12 protein-coding genes are annotated in these 15,909 nt (G+C 64.3%); 6 read left to right on the plus strand and 6 right to left on the minus strand.

What is annotated here, in order from left to right; genetic code table 11:
• Nucleotides 1–36 precede the first annotated feature (36 nt).
• Complete coding sequence (locus AB0J47_RS11365) at nucleotides 37–1,491, minus strand: hypothetical protein (RefSeq protein WP_364343716.1); 1,455 nt, start codon at nucleotides 1,489–1,491, stop codon at nucleotides 37–39.
• A gap of 40 nt (nucleotides 1,492–1,531) precedes the next feature.
• A complete protein-coding gene (locus AB0J47_RS11370; protein ID WP_364343719.1) occupies nucleotides 1,532–2,227 on the minus strand; it encodes a hypothetical protein in 696 nt (231 codons plus the stop codon).
• A gap of 2,177 nt (nucleotides 2,228–4,404) precedes the next feature.
• Here AB0J47_RS11370 and AB0J47_RS11375 point away from each other — a divergent pair.
• On the plus strand, nucleotides 4,405–6,969 hold the full coding sequence (locus AB0J47_RS11375) for an AAA family ATPase (protein WP_364343722.1): 2,565 nt from the start codon (nucleotides 4,405–4,407) through the stop codon (nucleotides 6,967–6,969).
• On the opposite strand, the gene AB0J47_RS11380 is transcribed toward AB0J47_RS11375, so the two are convergent.
• Nucleotides 6,896–7,786 (minus strand): prephenate dehydrogenase/arogenate dehydrogenase family protein, encoded by an 891-nt coding sequence (locus AB0J47_RS11380; RefSeq protein WP_364343725.1) that lies wholly within the window; start codon nucleotides 7,784–7,786, stop codon nucleotides 6,896–6,898. The genes AB0J47_RS11375 and AB0J47_RS11380 overlap by 74 nt on opposite strands.
• Before the next feature lie 539 nt (nucleotides 7,787–8,325).
• On the opposite strand from AB0J47_RS11380, the gene AB0J47_RS11385 reads away from it, so the two are divergent.
• Entirely contained in the window at nucleotides 8,326–10,509 is a 2,184-nt protein-coding gene (locus AB0J47_RS11385; protein ID WP_364343728.1) for a hypothetical protein, read from the plus strand.
• On the opposite strand, the gene AB0J47_RS11390 is transcribed toward AB0J47_RS11385, so the two are convergent.
• The 3 genes from AB0J47_RS11390 to AB0J47_RS11400 all read right to left on the minus strand — a co-directional run bounded on the left by AB0J47_RS11390 (nucleotide 10,506) and on the right by AB0J47_RS11400 (nucleotide 13,406).
• Nucleotides 10,506–11,714: a cytochrome P450 gene (locus AB0J47_RS11390; RefSeq protein WP_364343731.1), complete on the minus strand. Its 1,209-nt coding sequence runs from the start codon at nucleotides 11,712–11,714 to the stop codon at nucleotides 10,506–10,508. The genes AB0J47_RS11385 and AB0J47_RS11390 overlap by 4 nt on opposite strands.
• Nucleotides 11,715–12,051: 337 nt before the next feature.
• Nucleotides 12,052–13,047, minus strand: a complete 996-nt coding sequence (locus AB0J47_RS11395; RefSeq protein WP_364343734.1) for an aminotransferase class I/II-fold pyridoxal phosphate-dependent enzyme — start codon at nucleotides 13,045–13,047, stop codon at nucleotides 12,052–12,054.
• Between the two features lie 83 nt (nucleotides 13,048–13,130).
• The gene (locus tag AB0J47_RS11400) at nucleotides 13,131–13,406 is read right to left on the minus strand and encodes a hypothetical protein (protein ID WP_364343858.1); all 276 of its coding nucleotides are present in this window, start codon (nucleotides 13,404–13,406) and stop codon (nucleotides 13,131–13,133) included.
• Between the two features lie 283 nt (nucleotides 13,407–13,689).
• Here AB0J47_RS11400 and AB0J47_RS11405 point away from each other — a divergent pair, with 283 nt between their 5' ends.
• The 4 genes from AB0J47_RS11405 (at nucleotide 13,690) to AB0J47_RS11420 (ending at nucleotide 15,909) form a co-directional block, all read left to right on the plus strand.
• Nucleotides 13,690–14,538 carry an SAM-dependent methyltransferase gene (locus AB0J47_RS11405; RefSeq protein WP_364343737.1) on the plus strand — a complete coding sequence of 283 codons (849 nt, stop codon included), beginning with the start codon at nucleotides 13,690–13,692 and terminating at the stop codon, nucleotides 14,536–14,538.
• 58 nt (nucleotides 14,539–14,596) lie between these two features.
• Entirely contained in the window at nucleotides 14,597–14,956 is a 360-nt protein-coding gene (locus AB0J47_RS11410; protein WP_364343740.1) for a hypothetical protein, read from the plus strand.
• 78 nt (nucleotides 14,957–15,034) lie between these two features.
• Nucleotides 15,035–15,490: a MarR family transcriptional regulator gene (locus AB0J47_RS11415; RefSeq protein WP_364343743.1), complete on the plus strand. Its 456-nt coding sequence runs from the start codon at nucleotides 15,035–15,037 to the stop codon at nucleotides 15,488–15,490.
• Nucleotides 15,487–15,909 (plus strand): organic hydroperoxide resistance protein, encoded by a 423-nt coding sequence (locus tag AB0J47_RS11420; RefSeq protein ID WP_040695933.1) that lies wholly within the window; start codon nucleotides 15,487–15,489, stop codon nucleotides 15,907–15,909. The genes AB0J47_RS11415 and AB0J47_RS11420 overlap by 4 nt, the downstream gene beginning before the upstream one ends.

The following is a 15,909-nucleotide window of genomic DNA, read 5'->3' on the forward strand; positions in this document are numbered from 1 at the left end:
CGCTTATCTGTCCAGGAACCATCTCGTTGGTCGAGGTCAGGCGAGTGACCCCAGACGGCGCCGGTAGCGCTGTTCGAAACCGGTCACATACACCGAAGGTGCGATCGAGGACGTCGAATGTTCCACCACCCCGTCGTCGGCGATATAGAAGATCGCCCGGCCGATCGCGATCTCACCACGCGGCACCGGCACGTACACCATCCAGCCGACCTCGACGCGCTCCGCGGTCAACTCAGCGAGCGGATAGCCGGTGGTATCAAGTCCCTGATCCAGGATGTAGGTACGGATACGGTCGATAGCATCCTGGGCCGACATCTCGCGCTGCCCTTCTCTGGCCGTGACGCCCGCGATCGAAAACTGATACAGCGCAGCGTCGATGTCGAAACCGTCCGCATCGCCGAAAACATCTGTCACCGTCGTCCGAGTAACGAGCCCCGCCTGCGCGACCGGCACCAGCACATCGGCCGCGGCACGCACCCGTGGCTCGGGCGCATCGGGCACCAGGCGCGTCACGATGTCGACCACGGTGCCTGCGGTCCATACTCCCGGAACCGCCGAACCGCACTGCTCGGGCGATGGAGATTCCCCCCGAAACCACTGCCCTTGCTCCCACCAGTAGCAGAACGACAGCAGTCCAGCCGCGGCCCGCGGATTCAGCACCGAGTCCGCCACCCAATCCGGCGCTCCAGCATAGAAACTCGGCATCGGCGCGTCCCCGTTGTACACCGCATCCAGCTCCGGCGGATCCCAGACCCCGCCCGACAGCACCGCACGCCCCCCGGGCAGCACATAGAGAGTCGAACCAGCCCGCCGGGAACTCTCGAACCAGCCCAGCGACGGCAGTATGCGCGGCCCCAACTGCGATCCGACCGCGACGAACGCCGCCGACAAAACCGCCCATCTCGCCCACAGCGCCGGGAGATTGGGCAGTTGATTCTCCATCGGCACCGGCCGTACCCCGGCGGCCCGATCGGCGCGCACCGCGGCAACCGCCGACCGCGGGCTGCGCGTCTGCCGGTCGCCGTGACCGACATAGGCCGCCAGCCACACCGGAAGCCGATCCCGCGGATACTCCGCAAGATCGGCTCGATACACCTCCGGCGCGAACATCTGACCGTCCGGAAACGGCTCGTCACCGTAGTCGTAACCGAATTCGGGTTCGCCACCATCGGACGACCAGACCAGCAGCCGCCACCACGGCCCATACTCGAGCCGCGCCGACAGCTCCCGCAGCCGCCGCACCGAGGCGAGCAGCGCCTCCGGCGGATCCACCTGCACGGACCGGTCATCCACGGTGAAAACGATCTCGACCGTCTCCTCGGCAACCGTCAGTGCGAAGACCGCCGTCATCGACCGCCACCCGGGCGGGCCCGACTCCGCGACCTCCGCCACGACCTCTTTCGCCGAACACGTCATCTCGTCGTCGACGGTCTGCACAGTGGACAGCGACTCCCGGTCGGTGTGCGCGCCGTCGGCGTCAGACTGCTTCATACGACCAACCTCAATTCGAATTCCCCACTGCTGCAGCCGATCACCGCTCCTGCACGCCACCGCGCGCCACCGACACCTGTGCCGCGGTGTCGGTGAGCAGACCACACAGCGTCTTCGCTGGTTCGGTGGCTTTGTCCCCGTTGAGCATCACGTCGGTGAAGGCGTCGGCCAGCGCCGCACCGGCGTCGAACTGCCCGTTGTCGAAGCTCGCACCGCTCAACTGGTCACGCCAACGCTTGTATCCGGCCACCACCCGAGCGAGTCCGGCATTGTGGTAGCCGCTGTCGCCGCGCAAATACTCGCCGATCAAGATCCGCTGCGCCCGATTCCGTGCCTGCCCCGCACCAGCGAGGTCGAAGGCGCGACCGAATTCCCGAACCGTGGCCGCATACACGGTTCGCGTATCCGCCTGCGCGACGGCGGCACCCGGCCGACGCTGGTTCCGCAGGATCTCGTCGAGCCGTTCCGGATCGGCCGCCAGTCCACCATCGAGGGTTACCGACCACGAGTACGCCGACGCATCCGCATCGGTAGTCCGCGCCCGGCCCACGCACACGACGCGCCCCTCGGCGACAGTCCCGATCGCAATGCCGCGGATATCGATCAGTCGATGCCTCGTCAGCACGTCATCGATCGCCGCGAGAAACTCTCCCACCACGGCCGCATCGAGGTCAGAGGCCTCGAAGCCCGACCCCTCGACACCGTGCCGCTCGGACAACTGCTGTGCCAGTTGCATGATCGCGTTCCCGGTCCGCGGTCGAGTCGTCGGACCTGCCGCAACCGAGGACCCCTCACCTCGACTCCGCGGTCGGGCGCTCGCGGGCTTCTTCTCCGGTGTGGGCTTTCCCTCGCGGGCGGGCCCGGCGAGTGGAGACGGCCGGCCTGCCGGGTTTTCGGCCCCGGACCAAGGCGTGGCCGAAGGCTTCCGATCCCCGCGTGCACTCACCACGGGTGCGCGCGCGCCGGTCCGGCCCGTCGGGACAACACCGCGTCCCAACGGCTCACGCCCAGGCTGTACGGCCGTCGGCACGTCCGGGTGAACAGGTCGATCGGGATTACCGACACCCGGCGCGGAAGCACGAGCAGGTTCCGACCACCGCTGCCTCTGCAGCCCCTCGGCACGGCCAACAGCACTGTCGGCAACGTGGCTGTCAGCACCGTCGGAGACATCAGGTAGATCCGCCCGCGGGCGCGCCGCCGTGCCAACGGACGGATCGGCGCCTGACGCTGGCATACGCACTTCACCACGCGTGTCCATCCGGAGCTCCGGCTCGTTTTGCGCCCTGACAGTTCGCGTTGCGGACGAAGAATGCGAATCCGGAGAGCGCAGCGGAGGCGATCCGGCGGCCGACGCATGATCGGACTCGGGGACCCCAGCCTCCTCGGCAGGACGCACCACATTGTCGGCGGCCGCAGCGGTGTCTCCCACTGAACTGCCACCGGCCTGATCCGCGGACTCGACAGTGTCAGCCGCCTCCGTCACCTGTCTGCCGAAACCGCGCAACACCTTGGCCATATCGCGAAGGGCGACAACAGCCTGCTGTGCATCCGGCCCATAGGACTTCCCGAACTCCGCACCGGCATCGTCATCGCCCCACCACCGGCCCTCCGCGGACAGCACTGCGTCCAACCGCTGCACTACCTGCAGGACCTCATCGCCGATCTCCTCGAACGCGGCCCCCCGGGTACGCAGCAGTCGCGGATCGATCCATAGCGATCGACTCACAGCCACACTCCAGGTTGCGTTCGGGCAGACAGATCTCGATAAGCATGACCGGATAGGTAGCTTCGAATCATCGGTAACGGGGTGCGCCAAGCCCACGCCCGGACGCTTCGGGGCGGATTGCCGGGCCGGAGCCCATCTTGCTGATACTTAATTTCCGAGTCACCGGGGCACAGACTGCGCTATCCCCAAATCCGCCATCTCCTTCTCGATGGCCTTCGCCGCGAAAACCAGACCCATGGACCGCAACTCATGAACTCGCCTGTGCAGCGCATCAGTACCCCCTGGGGCAGCCGCGATATGGGCGATACCGATAGGCGCCGCGATAGAAGTCAGCGGTCGATCCGCCATGCCATCCAACCTTTCCGCCGCTCCGCTCATAAAGTTCGACGATGCGCACGAACGAAATATCTCCACATGAGTCTCCGCAGTTAGGTAGTGGTCCGACATCAGTACCCGCCGGGGTGAATTACGATTGCTGGCCGAGGTGCGGCGTAATGAGCCGATTCAGCAGTGCTGGCACTTCGGATCGCTATTACCGTTGAACTGCCACCGCCAGCATGGTCAGCATTTGCACAGAGCATTGGCGAAGAGACTCGCACGACGAACCAGGCTACGAAGACGCGTCGATTGTTGCCACACGATGGGCGGCACGAGCGTACCGGTCCATGTCTCGACCAGGATCCGCAATGGGCCATGAATAAATCGAGTCAACGGATACCAAAAGCATAGCCGATCAACCGGATGACGTGGTCACGATGGCCATATAGTCGCTGAACTCCATATCGAGCAGCCCCAGATAAGATCTTTCGCCGGGTGCAGAATATCGACCGGATCGATGACATAAAATTACTCGGACAGTTCGACAGCGGAAGAATCTTTCAGTTAGTCCAGCCCAATCTCTGATTAGCCGACGATCCAGCCGTGGGGTCGGCCTACATGGTCACGATGGACCGCTGATGCGAACATAGCGAAGGCTATGGCCAGCACGCATTTTTCGAACGCCGTCAACTCTCGTGTATATCCACCCACCCGCAATATTTGCTAGACGCATGCCGAATCCCGCAACGTCGACTCACCCTGCGGTGTCACAATCATCAACTGATAGGTAGATTTCACACATCCGCAGATCGGTGGATTCACGAGATTTCGTTGGCAGTGTGTCGGACCGACCGGCTACTCTGCTCGATGTGTCAGCGCAACGCCCCTTCGGTAGCGGTTCTCTTCCAACAGCGGCCAGTGATTTCGTCGGACGAGAACGAGAGCTGGAAAAAATCGCAACCCTATTTCTGTCTTCGACGCGACTGATTACCTTGATCGGCACGGGCGGCATCGGTAAGACCCGGCTCGCGACTGAAGCCGTCCACCGCTATCACAAGGCGCGGCGGGTGCCGATTCACTGGGTCCGGCTGGCCCGACTCCCCGCGGGCTCGGATGCGACGGCGGTCGAGGACGAGCTCGCTCACTCGATCATCGACATGGACTTCTCGAACCGGTCGACCTGGGATGCCTTGATCGATAAGTTGACCAAGACCGAGGGCACCAGCCGCAATCCGCAGACCATTCTGGTGATGGACAACTGCGAGCACGTACTCGACGGTGCCGGACAGGCGATTGCGGCGTTGCTGGATGCGGTGCCCGGCCTGACCGTACTGGCCACCAGCCGCGAGGCCATCGGCTGGGTCGACGAGCAATTGGTGCCGGTCCCGGCACTGTCACGCGAACAGGCGCTCGCTTTGTTCCGCGCCCGAGCGGAGTTGACCGGTCACCCTATCGCGGGTGATGACGACGCCGCGGTCGCCGGTTCGATCTGCTGGCATGTACACAACCATCCCCTCTACATCAGGCTGGCCGCCGCCCGGCTGACGCGGCAACCGTTGCCGATGATCCTGCGTGATCTCAGCGGGGAGGACGACGACCGACGGCTGCGCTGGTCGCATGGCCCACGGGTCGGCGCAGACGAAAGACATTGGCGCATCCACGATGTCATCGCCTGGTCCTACGACCTCTGCCAGGACGACGAGCGCCTGCTTTTCGAGCGCATGTCGGTCTTCGCCGCCGGTTACGACAGCAATACGGACGACGATCACGGCACGTCGAGGCGCGATGTGGGGGCCGAGCTCGAAGCGATCGAGGCGGTATGCGCCGACGACGACGGCGCTGGCATCGCTCGCGACGAGATCGAGGGTTTGCTCGAACGTCTCGTGGACCAATCGCTCGTCACGGTGCACCTGACACCTAATTCGGTCCGGTATTCACTGTTGGAAAGCTTGCGAGTCTTCGCGCAGCAGCGGCTGAACGAGCGATCGGCGGGGGCGGAGTGGCAACGGTTGGCCGGTAGGCACCGACGGTACTACCGGGACAAGGCCGTGCGCGCTGGGGCCGATTGGTTCGGCCCGGCCGAGCAAGAGTTGCTGGACTGGGCTCGTGCGGCGTGGGACAACCTGCTCACCGCGATGGACAGCAGCCTCATCACACCCGGAGAGTCCGCGATCGGATTGGAGATCGCGACCGGGTTGATCGCCCTGCGTCTTCCGTTCTTCCTGGGTTCCCTGCGCGAGTCCCGCCGGTGGGCGATGCGCACCCTGGAAGCGACCCGCGGTCTCGATCCCCAGCCCATTGAACTGCAGACCGCCTCGATGGCGCTGACCGCATGGTTGACCTCGTGTCAGGGCGTGCACGACGAGGCCGCCCAGATGCTCGATGAATGCGTCGCCGCCTGCGTCACGGATGCGGCAGCGAGATCGAATTGGCGAGACGATCCGATGGCCGATCTCGGTCTGCCGGCTCCTGTCGACTTCGCCTTGGGTACCGAACTGCTCTTCGCGGATGATCCGCGCTCGATTGTGGTCCTGGCACGTGCGCGCGAGCGGTTACGCGCGGATGGCGATGAGGGCGGTGCCGCCATGAGCGAATTGTTCCAGGCCCTGGCGGCCGGACTGCTCGGCACCGCGGCACAGGCATTGGAGATCGCACAGCGCTACCTCGACCGTGCCACGCGGTCGGGTGCCGGATGGGCACAGTCCTGGGCCGAATTGGCCTGGGCGATAGCACTGACCAAGCACGGTGATCCACATGAGGCGTTGGCCGTCGGGCGTACCGCGCTGAGGAGTCAACTGTCTATGCGGGACCAGTGGGGAGCGATCTGGGCGGTCCATATCCGGACGTGGACACTGGCACGATTGGTCGCCGACGCACGCGTCGACCATGGCGCACAACCCGATTCAGTGCTCTGCTTGGCGACGGAGATCGCGAATCTCGTCGGCGGTGCCGGCACGGTACGGCAGCAACTCGGCGTGAACATCGCCAACCTCGGACCGTTCGCCACCGAAACCGATAAGGCGATTGCGGTAGCCCGAGATGTGCTCGGACACAAGGCCTTCGCAGCCGCCACACACGAAGGAGCGATACTTCGAACCGAATTCGACGAAGTGGCTCGACTGGCGCTCGGCACTCTGTCGTTGAACAAGCTGGCACTCGACCACCCGATCCGTCGACACCGACCATCCAAATGGAGCGAGTTATCGGCCGCCGAACGCGAAGTGGCGGTATTCGCCGCAGCAGGCTGGACCAACACGGCGATCGCGGCAAGTCGTGGCATCTCGTTCAAGACGGTTGACGCACAGATCGCCTCGATCTTCAGCAAACTGATGATCAACTCGCGAGCCGATATCATCACCCTCATTCCCAGCGATACCCGGGAGAAGGTCGCGCAGGCAGCCGCCCGCCGCCCCCAGCAGCGAAGACATCGGTAGCCGAATCAGTGTGTCCACGACTCGGCCGCGCGCTCAACTCCCGCATCGAACCGGCCACAGTGTTCAATTCGGTGGCGATTTCGGCCAGCACTTTCGATACCTCGATCGCATCGGCTCGCAAGATATCCGTCGACAGCGGCGCCTCATCCGCGGCGAATCGCATGACATCCCGAATCCCGCTGCCGCACAACCGCAACACCGCATCGTCGGCGCCTCGAATGCTCGCCGCCAATGCCGACGCGACCAGATGCGGCACATGCGAGATCCTGGCCACGGCCCGATCATGCTCGGACGGCGTCATCATGACCGGGTGTGCACCGGTCAGACCGACCAACTCGACAACGGCGTCGATCGCGGCCGGATCCGTATCCGCACCCGGCGTGAGGGCCCACGGTCGATCTCGAAACACATCAGCTGACGCGGCGAGCGGACCCGAACGCGTACGACCGGCCAATGGATGACCACCGACATAGTTCTTCACATCGCAGCCGATCAGCTCGGCATCAACCGTAGGAGCCACTTTGACGCTGCCGACATCGGTATAGAAATGTGCCATCGATTTGACCTGACATTCGGCGAGCACTGTCGCGATATCACTCGACGGCACGGCCAACACCGCGATATCGACCGGCGCCGCGGGCAGACCGACGACTCCCGCTCGCCGCGCCGCCGCCATGGCGACCGTATACGGATCCCGATCGCACAAATACGTCAGAATTCCCTGCTTACGCAGGGCGAGTGCGATAGATGTTCCGATCATTCCGGTGCCGATTATCGCAACCTCGCGCACCAACCGGCCCGGCGGCGCTTTCACCACAACCGACAGATTGCCGAATTGAGGACATCACAAATTTTCATTACCCAACCTCGTTGGACTCGGCTCAGCACAGTACAAAGTGCCTGCTAGGGACGAGCTGATCTCGATGGGCAACAAGCTACTCGGCACGCACCGACCGGTTCAATAGGGAATACACATAGATAGACAATTCTCGGCAATTACCTATCAACAGTCGCTACCTACACAATCCCATTTCGTCGCGACAAAACAGGTGGCGCAAGTTCGTACAGCGATCACCGATGCCGTAGACCTACTTATGGTCCCATTCTGGAGTTCGACAGACCGGAATGGAGAGGTGTGAAGAGCATGGTGTGCTGTGTGCTGCTCGCCGGGCTCCTGGTGTTCGGGCCGCGTGGTGTGCGTATCCACCGCGCCTTTCGAGCCCGTCGCCAGGGCCGGCGGCCGAATCGTCATCCACTCGAAATCGCCGTCTCCGGGCATCTCGTCGAACCCTCGCATACGACAGCCCTTCTCGTGCCCACCCGGCCAGCGGCGGCGCGCACACCACAGGAGTCGACATGAGCACAGCTGCACCGGTTCAGGAGTCCACGTCGAATATTCGCCTGCGCGGACCCGCGACCTCCCGATGGTTGCGGCGCACTCTAGTGCTCACCTCGCTGGTCTGGACCGCCGCGGCGGTCCTTCCCCAAGCTCTCGGGCTGTCGGATGCGTGGCGGGCCTTCGGCACCGGACTCATCATTCCGGGCGCCGGTCTGTTGTACGCGATGCCGCCGCTCGACCACACCTTCGCTACCGAGGTTGTCGTCGGCCACGCCGTGGTCCTCTGGGCCGAGGTCGCTGTCGCTAGTGCGGCGGTGCGCCGAGGCCGCGGTCTGCTGGTCGCTGGAGCGGTCGCACCGCTGGTCGCAATAGCGGTCGTGGCCGTGCCGACGTTTGTCGTGGTGGCCGGTCATATTGCCGCCTTCATCGGCGTACTGGCCGCCGCGAGTTGGGCATTTGCCTTCCGTTCGGTGGCGCGGTCGGATTATGTGACCCTGCCGGCGATCGTGCTCTTCGCCGCCGCGGTCTCCGCGGCGCTGACGCAGGTGCACGGCGACATGCCGGGACCGATGACATGGGTGTGGTGGGGTGCTCCTGTTGTCGCGGTGGGGCTTTCGGCATTCGGGTTGATTCGTGAGCGCGTCCGGCATGGTGCCGCTCGTCGGCTCGGGATCGAACGGGAAAACTATTTGGCCGGGCGGCGAGGTTCGGCGCGGACGAATCCGGTGCCGCTCGACCACCGGCTGGGTACGCCCGAGGTGACCGAGGCCGATGTCGATCAGCTGCGATTGCTGCGATATCTGATGAGCATCGCCGCGCAGCCACTGGAGAACTGGGACGGTTTCGACGCCGAGGGTGCGGGCCCGTTGCAGCAGTACCGGTATCAGCTCAATGCCATCGGCTGGGCACTGGCGATGTACGGATACTCGCATACCCCCGCTTTGCGCGGACCACTGCACCGCGCACAACTCGCCGTCCTCACACGCATGCAGGACCAAGCGGTCTGGGGATACTGGCACCACCAGAATCTATTGGGCAATTGGGACTTTCGCGCGCGACGCGCGGATCCGATCGACGTGCCACAGAACATCATGTTCACCGGCTACCTCAACCTGCAACTCGCCATGTTCGGGCAGGCGACCGGTGACCGCCGCTTCGACACACCCGGCTCGCTGACCTTCTCCTGGTCCCCCACCGAGGAATTCGCCTACGACCACCCTGCGATCAACGACATCGTGATCCGGAACTTCGGCGGTGACCTCGGCCTGTGGCCGTGCGAACCGCTGCCGGTCGGCCGCCGCCGCAGGCACGGCCTGGTCTTTCCGTATTGCAATGCGGTGAGCGCGGCGGGCGTCGCGATACTCGACGCACTGGTCGGGACCAGCCACGCCGCCGACATCAGCCGCCGCTTCCAACGCGGCCTCGATAGCGAGTTCACCGCCGCCGATGGCGATATCGTCTCCTTCATCGCCTCTGGACTCGGCTTCACCGCACGAGCATTCCGAGGACCGGCAACCACCGCGTCGGTCGCGGCTTTCGTCGCGCCGCTACTGCCCGACCTCGCCTGGCGCGCATGGGAAATACTGCTGCGCGAATGGCTGACCACCGACCGGTTCCGGCACCTCGGCACCGGCGGATCCGAATCTCCGATCGTCGCGGACTGGGGCTCGCAGGCGGCAACCAACGCCGAATCATTCGCAGCGGCAATGCTGCTCGCACAGGAATGCGGAGAATCCGAGTGGTGCACCGAACTCTGGACAGCGGCGACCGAGCAGCTGGGGTTCAGCGGAGATGCTCGACAACCGGGGGTCTGGAGTTTCGATGCGGCCTCCTTACATGCCAACGGCATGCTGGGTCTCGGCGGGCTCGGTCGCACCTACGCCCTCACCGACATGATGTCGCGCCCCCGGCCACCGCAATGGAACGCAGGGCCTCGGATCTTCGACTTGCCACATCCGAATGTCCTTGTGGCGAAAGCAGTTTCCGATGGTTACGGCCTGGACGCTGTCGTCTGCCCCGGCCTCGGACCGGGCCGATTCGCGCTAGTACTGGATCAACTCACCCCCCGAGGCCAGTATCTGATCCACGGTGCGGTGGAACGAGAAGTGACCGCCGACGCGACCGGCAGCGCCCGGATAGCGGTCGAACTCGAGACCTCGAGCACCATCGCGGTGCGGCCGGTGCCGCACGGCCCTATCTAGGAAAGGATGACCGGGAGGGCCGACAAGGCCCGGTGGAAGGGACCGGGTCGCCAGGTCAGGTTCTCGGCGGGAATCGCCAGCCGCATACCTGGCAGGGCGTCCAGGAGTTGGTCTATGGCGTCTTGCGCGATCAGGTATGCCGCGGTGCGGGCCGGGCAGGCGTGCGGTCCGGCGCTCCACGCCAAATGCGAACGGTTGCCGGTGTGTTCACCGACGCTGATAGCCGGATCGTTATTGCAGCCGGCCATGCTGATCACGACGGGTTGATGTGCCGGAAGCCAGACATCGTCGATCAGAACCGGTTGACGCGGGTAGGTGACGCAGAAGTTCGCCATCGGGGGATCGGTGAACAAGACCTCGTCGAGCGCATCGCGGGTCGATAGGCTCCCGCTGAGTATGTCGCCGCCGAATCGGTCATCGGTGAGCATCAGCAGCAAGGTGTTGACGATCAAGTTCTGCTGCGGCTCGATCCCCGCGCCGTAGAGAACGACGAGTTGGTGGATCAATTCCATATCGTCGAGCTTGCTCGGGTGATGGATCAGTCGGGTGGCGATGTCGTCACCGGGTTCGGCTCGTTTGAGCGCGATCAACCGCGCCAGCGCCTCGGCGAGCAGGACGTTGCCCTTGTCGGCGTCGATACCGTCGAACAGCGCCGCGATTCCGGCCGCGACCTCCTCCCCGATCTGAGGGGGACAGCCGATCATGGCATTGACGACCGCGAAAGCGAGCGGGAAGGCGTACTCGTCTACCAGATCGACCGTGCCAGCCTCGGGCATACCATCGATCAGTGGGGCGGCGAGACTCTCTACCGTGGCGTGCAGCGCGTGTAGATCGACCTCGCCGATGCTCGCGGTATTCGCCTGTCGGTAGCGTGCATGCTCGATCCCGCTGCTACGCAACGCATTCGGACGCCATTCCAGGACCGGAAGCACCGGGCAATCGGCCGGGACAGTTTGCTGCCAAGCCCGCGGATCGGCCGGAAAGTGCTCGGGGTCGTGCAGGATTCGTATCGCGGCGCGATAACCGATCACCAGGGTGGCGGGTACACCTGGGGCAAGATAAACCGGTACCAGCGCGCCATAGCGTCGACGCATCTCTCGGTAGAAATGGTGCGGATTCGCGGCGAATTCCGGACTGAACAATGCCACCCGTCGATCATCGGGATCGACCGGCGATTGGTGGTGTGGAATCGGACTTGTCACCATCCGAGCTGCCATCCCTCTCCCTGGGGCTCTGACAGGCCAGTCATGTCCCGCCGAACGTGCGCCCGCGCTATTCGTACCGTTAACGCTGGGCTGCGCACGGCCTTTTGAACCACCGACCAGCCGAGCCCTGGCACAGTAGAACAACAATGGCGAGTGCGGCAGACAAACCCACAGCAGCGACTCCCCCTCACCGAGTTGACGCCACTCATAGTCACCGACTAGGTAGGTGACGAGCATCAGTAGTTTCGGATTTTACGAGTGCCACTATGGTCCGCGAACGAATGTCCGTCATTGGGCGAAGTCCCCAGCTCGGGTGACCTCGGACCCCCACCGGAGTTCAGCGCGACGCGGCAAGCACCGCATCCGTCGCCACGGCATTGCCGACGGTGATCCTGATACCCGTGCCGCAATGCTTGACCTGGATTCCGTCGCGCTCGAAAGCCGAGCAAAGCCGGTCGATTTCGGCATTGCCGCAGGAATCCAGGTACACGAAATTCGCCGCACTCGTCGGCACCGCGAAGCCGAGCCCGCGCAACCCCTCGGTGAGCCGACCGCATTCGTGGGTGATCGCCGCGGTGCGCACCGCCAATTCCGCCTCAGCGTCATAGCACGCTCGCACACCGGCCTCGGCCAGAGCCGTCACCCGGAACGGCAACTGCCACCGTCGAATTCGCGCGATCACCGGCACCGCGCCGATCGCATACCCGACCCGCAACGCCGCCATTCCGTACGCCTTCGAGAAGGTCCGCGTCACAACCAGATTCGGATACCGAGCCGTCAGGTCAGTCGTAGCCATCCGATCCGCCACCGCGACGAAGTCGATGTACGCCTCGTCGAGCACGACCGTGACGGACGGATCGATTCGATCGAGGAAACCCTCGAGTTCGGCCTGTCCGATGCGGGTACCGGTCGGATTGTGCGGACTGCACAGCACAACTACCCGCGTGCGCATATCGATGGCATCGCCCATGGCGTCGAGATCCTGATGACCGTCCGCAGTCAGTGGAATCTCGACGGCCCGACCGCCAATGGCCTCGGTCAGCAGCGGATATCCGTCGAAGGTCGGCGTGGCCATCACGACACCGTCGCCGGGCGCGACGAACTCGCGCAGGATATACGTGATGACCCCGGTGGCACCCGCGCCGACCACCACCTGCTCGGGCGGCATACCGAGCCTTTCGGCGATCATCCCGGGCAGCCTGCGCGGCAGGTACTCCGGATAACGGTTCGCCGCCACCCGTGCGCCACGCAGCGCGGCACGCACGGATGGTAACGGGCCATAAGGATTTTCGGTGAGCGCGAGCCGATGCTCCAGTTCCGAGGCCGGCGACATATCGAATCCCCTCGCTCAGGGTCGATGAAGGCCCGCACGACTATTCGTGCGGGCGCTCGATTCGAACGGATGCTGTGCGGTCGCTAAAGCACGGAATTCATGATCGTGCCCGCACTAGCGGCGACCGCGCCACCGGCCATCGCACTGGCAATCATCTTCGGCGACTGCAGCCCGCCCCCGGACCATTTTTCCCAGGCGAACCGACCACCGCCGTAGGTAATGGCGGTGACTCCGGACAACTGAATCAGCCAGGTGAAATACTGGCCCATTTGCATCAGTTTGTCCGCCATCGGCGGCGCCTCCGGTGTCGGATTACTGATCTCGGCTAGTACGGTGTCGTGTAACGCGGCGAGAATCATGCTCACTTTCATGCTCCTTGTCGCATGCGGGGTGCCGGGAGAAGAAGAGACTTCGCAATGAACCGCTGCAGCGCGTTGACCTCATAGATTCAACCTCATCAAGATCATGTGACGCAGCCGACACACCGAAATCGATCCCCTAATGCAGCCCGAATCCCAGCCTGCCGGACGTTCGCCACCCCTATCCTGAGCGAGGAAAATTCGCCGGATAGGGCCGCCGACCGAGGGCGGCTCGGCGGTTGCGGGACCCGACACCCCGCCCCGCCCACAGGAGGGAATCGTCATGCCGGATAGCTGGGCTGAAACCGCCACTGGGTTGCCGACCAAAATCGACACGAGTGTGGCTCATGAAGCTCGTGTTTACGATTATTGGCTCGGCGGAAAGGATAATTACCCGGCTGACCGTGCGCTCGGCGATGCCATAGCCACCCATATTCCGGCGATCCGCCGTATGGCCCGAGCCAACCGGGCTTTCCTCGGCCGCGCCGTGCGCTACATCGTCGACGCTGGCATCACCCAGTTCCTCGATATCGGCACCGGCATACCCACCGCGGGTAATACCCACGAAATCGCCCAGGCCATCGCATCGGACGCGCGCGTGGCCTATGTGGACAACGACCCCATCGTCCTCGCGCACGCGCGGGCGCTCATGTCCAGCACCCATGAGGGCAAAACAGCCTTCATACATGCGGATCTGCATGATCCGGCGTCGATAATGCGCGATCCCTCCTTGACCGCGACTCTGGATCTCAACCGTCCGGTCGCCATCATGCTGGTCGCGATCATGATGTATTTCCGCGATAACGACGATCCGCACGCCATTATCGAGAACCTGCTGGAATCGGTACCCTCCGGCAGCTACCTCGTGATCACCCATCCCACCGCTGATTTCGACGCCCGCGCCATGGCCAGGGTGGTGGCCTCGGCCGAATCCGCCGGTATCACATTCAATCCTCGCAGCCGTGCCGAAACCGAAGCCTTATTCGCCGGAACCGAAATCGTCGAACCGGGCGTCGTTCCTGTCGTCACCTGGCATCCGGAGCTGATCGGTGGCATATCGGATCGAGTGCGAGCGATCCAGGCCGATCCGGAATCCGCGTGGTACTGGGCGGGCGTGGGCCGCAAGGCCTGACACCGACCGACGTTTGGCTCGGCGCCCCTCGGCAACTCCACCCCTGAGGTGATCGATCATGGTCAACGATCTGGAGAAGCGGTGGACGGCGGACGAGCGGACCTTTCGCCGGGTGGCGATCTACGTGGCGGCGGTGCTCGTGGTGGCCGCGCTCGTCTTCGTGATCACCGCGATATGGGCGGCGCAACGCAGGGCGTGCGCGGCCGCGGAGACGATGCTGTGTGACACCGCCGCTAAAACCGCGATCCTGACCGGCCCGACCGTGGTGCTGATGCTCGGCGGCATCTGCGCATTCGTGCAAACCTATCGCGTGTGGCGGCGTGGCCGGAGTTGGCCGATCTGGCAGGGCGCTGGCTGGTTCCTGTTCACAATGATGATCGTCTACCTGGGCATCGGCGGCGGCAGCGTCGCCAGCTGAGCGGATCGATAGGGGGTGTGACGTGGAGCATACGCAGTTGGGTTGTGCACAATTTAATTGCCCACTACCGTAGTGGACATGACCGATCACCTCACCCTCGACGAGCAGTTGTGCTTCCGGCTCTATGCCGCGTCGCGGGCGATGACAGCGGTCTATCGCCCGAAGCTCGAACGCCTCGGGCTCACCTACCCGCAGTACCTGGTGATGTTGACACTGTGGGAACGCGACGGCCGCAGCGTCGGCGACCTCTGCGAAGTACTGCTACTCGACTCCGGAACGCTGTCGCCGCTACTCAAGCGGTTGGAGGCGGCAGGCCTGGTCGAACGTCACCGGGCAGCGGCCGACGAACGGCGCGTCGATATCCAACTGACCGAGCGCGGCCGCGAATTGCGGTCCGAAGCCCGTTGCCTGCCAACAGAAATGGGCGAGGCCAGCGGCCTGTCCCCCGATGAATTCACCGCTCTACGCGAAACCCTTCGGCGACTTGCCGATTCGCTGATGTCCCACCCTCGATCGAAAGAGAGTCAGCCATGACCGCCCTCTACACCGCAGAAGCCCTCGCGACCGGTGACGGACGCAACGGCCACGCCCGCACCTCGGACGGCAAGATCGACGTCGCGCTCAACACCCCGAAGGAAATGGGTGGCAGCGGCGTGGGCACCAACCCGGAGCAGCTCTTCGCGGCGGGCTACGCGGCCTGCTTCCACAGTGCGCTGCGCCTGGTCGGCAAGCGCGAAGGCGCGAATGTCGACGATTCCGCGGTCGGCGCGAAGGTCGGCATCGGGCCGAACGACGACGGTGGCTTCGAGCTGACCGTCACCCTGGAGATCTCGCTGCCGCACCTGTCTCCCGCCGAGGCGCAGACCATCGCCGACAAGGCGCACCAGGTGTGCCCGTACTCCAATGCGACCCGCGGCAATATCGACGTCCAGGTCACCCTCGCCGACGACTGA

Source organism: Nocardia sp. NPDC049737, assembly GCF_040674755.1.
Taxonomy (GTDB): Bacteria; Actinomycetota; Actinomycetes; order Mycobacteriales; family Mycobacteriaceae; genus Nocardia.

Bases quoted from the DNA above. Each gene is read 5' to 3' on its own strand.
- AB0J47_RS11365 (WP_364343716.1), bottom strand. From the start codon at position 1,491: ATGAAGCAGTCTGACGCCGACGGCGCGCACACCGACCGGGAGTCGCTG.
- AB0J47_RS11370 (WP_364343719.1), bottom strand. From the start codon at position 2,227: ATGCAACTGGCACAGCAGTTGTCCGAGCGGCACGGTGTCGAGGGGTCG.
- AB0J47_RS11385 (WP_364343728.1), top strand. From the start codon at position 8,326: ATGAGCACAGCTGCACCGGTTCAGGAGTCCACGTCGAATATTCGCCTG.
- AB0J47_RS11390 (WP_364343731.1), bottom strand. From the start codon at position 11,714: ATGGTGACAAGTCCGATTCCACACCACCAATCGCCGGTCGATCCCGAT.
- AB0J47_RS11395 (WP_364343734.1), bottom strand. From the start codon at position 13,047: ATGTCGCCGGCCTCGGAACTGGAGCATCGGCTCGCGCTCACCGAAAAT.
- AB0J47_RS11400 (WP_364343858.1), bottom strand. From the start codon at position 13,406: ATGATTCTCGCCGCGTTACACGACACCGTACTAGCCGAGATCAGTAAT.
- AB0J47_RS11405 (WP_364343737.1), top strand. From the start codon at position 13,690: ATGCCGGATAGCTGGGCTGAAACCGCCACTGGGTTGCCGACCAAAATC.
- AB0J47_RS11410 (WP_364343740.1), top strand. From the start codon at position 14,597: ATGGTCAACGATCTGGAGAAGCGGTGGACGGCGGACGAGCGGACCTTT.
- AB0J47_RS11415 (WP_364343743.1), top strand. From the start codon at position 15,035: ATGACCGATCACCTCACCCTCGACGAGCAGTTGTGCTTCCGGCTCTAT.
- AB0J47_RS11420 (WP_040695933.1), top strand. From the start codon at position 15,487: ATGACCGCCCTCTACACCGCAGAAGCCCTCGCGACCGGTGACGGACGC.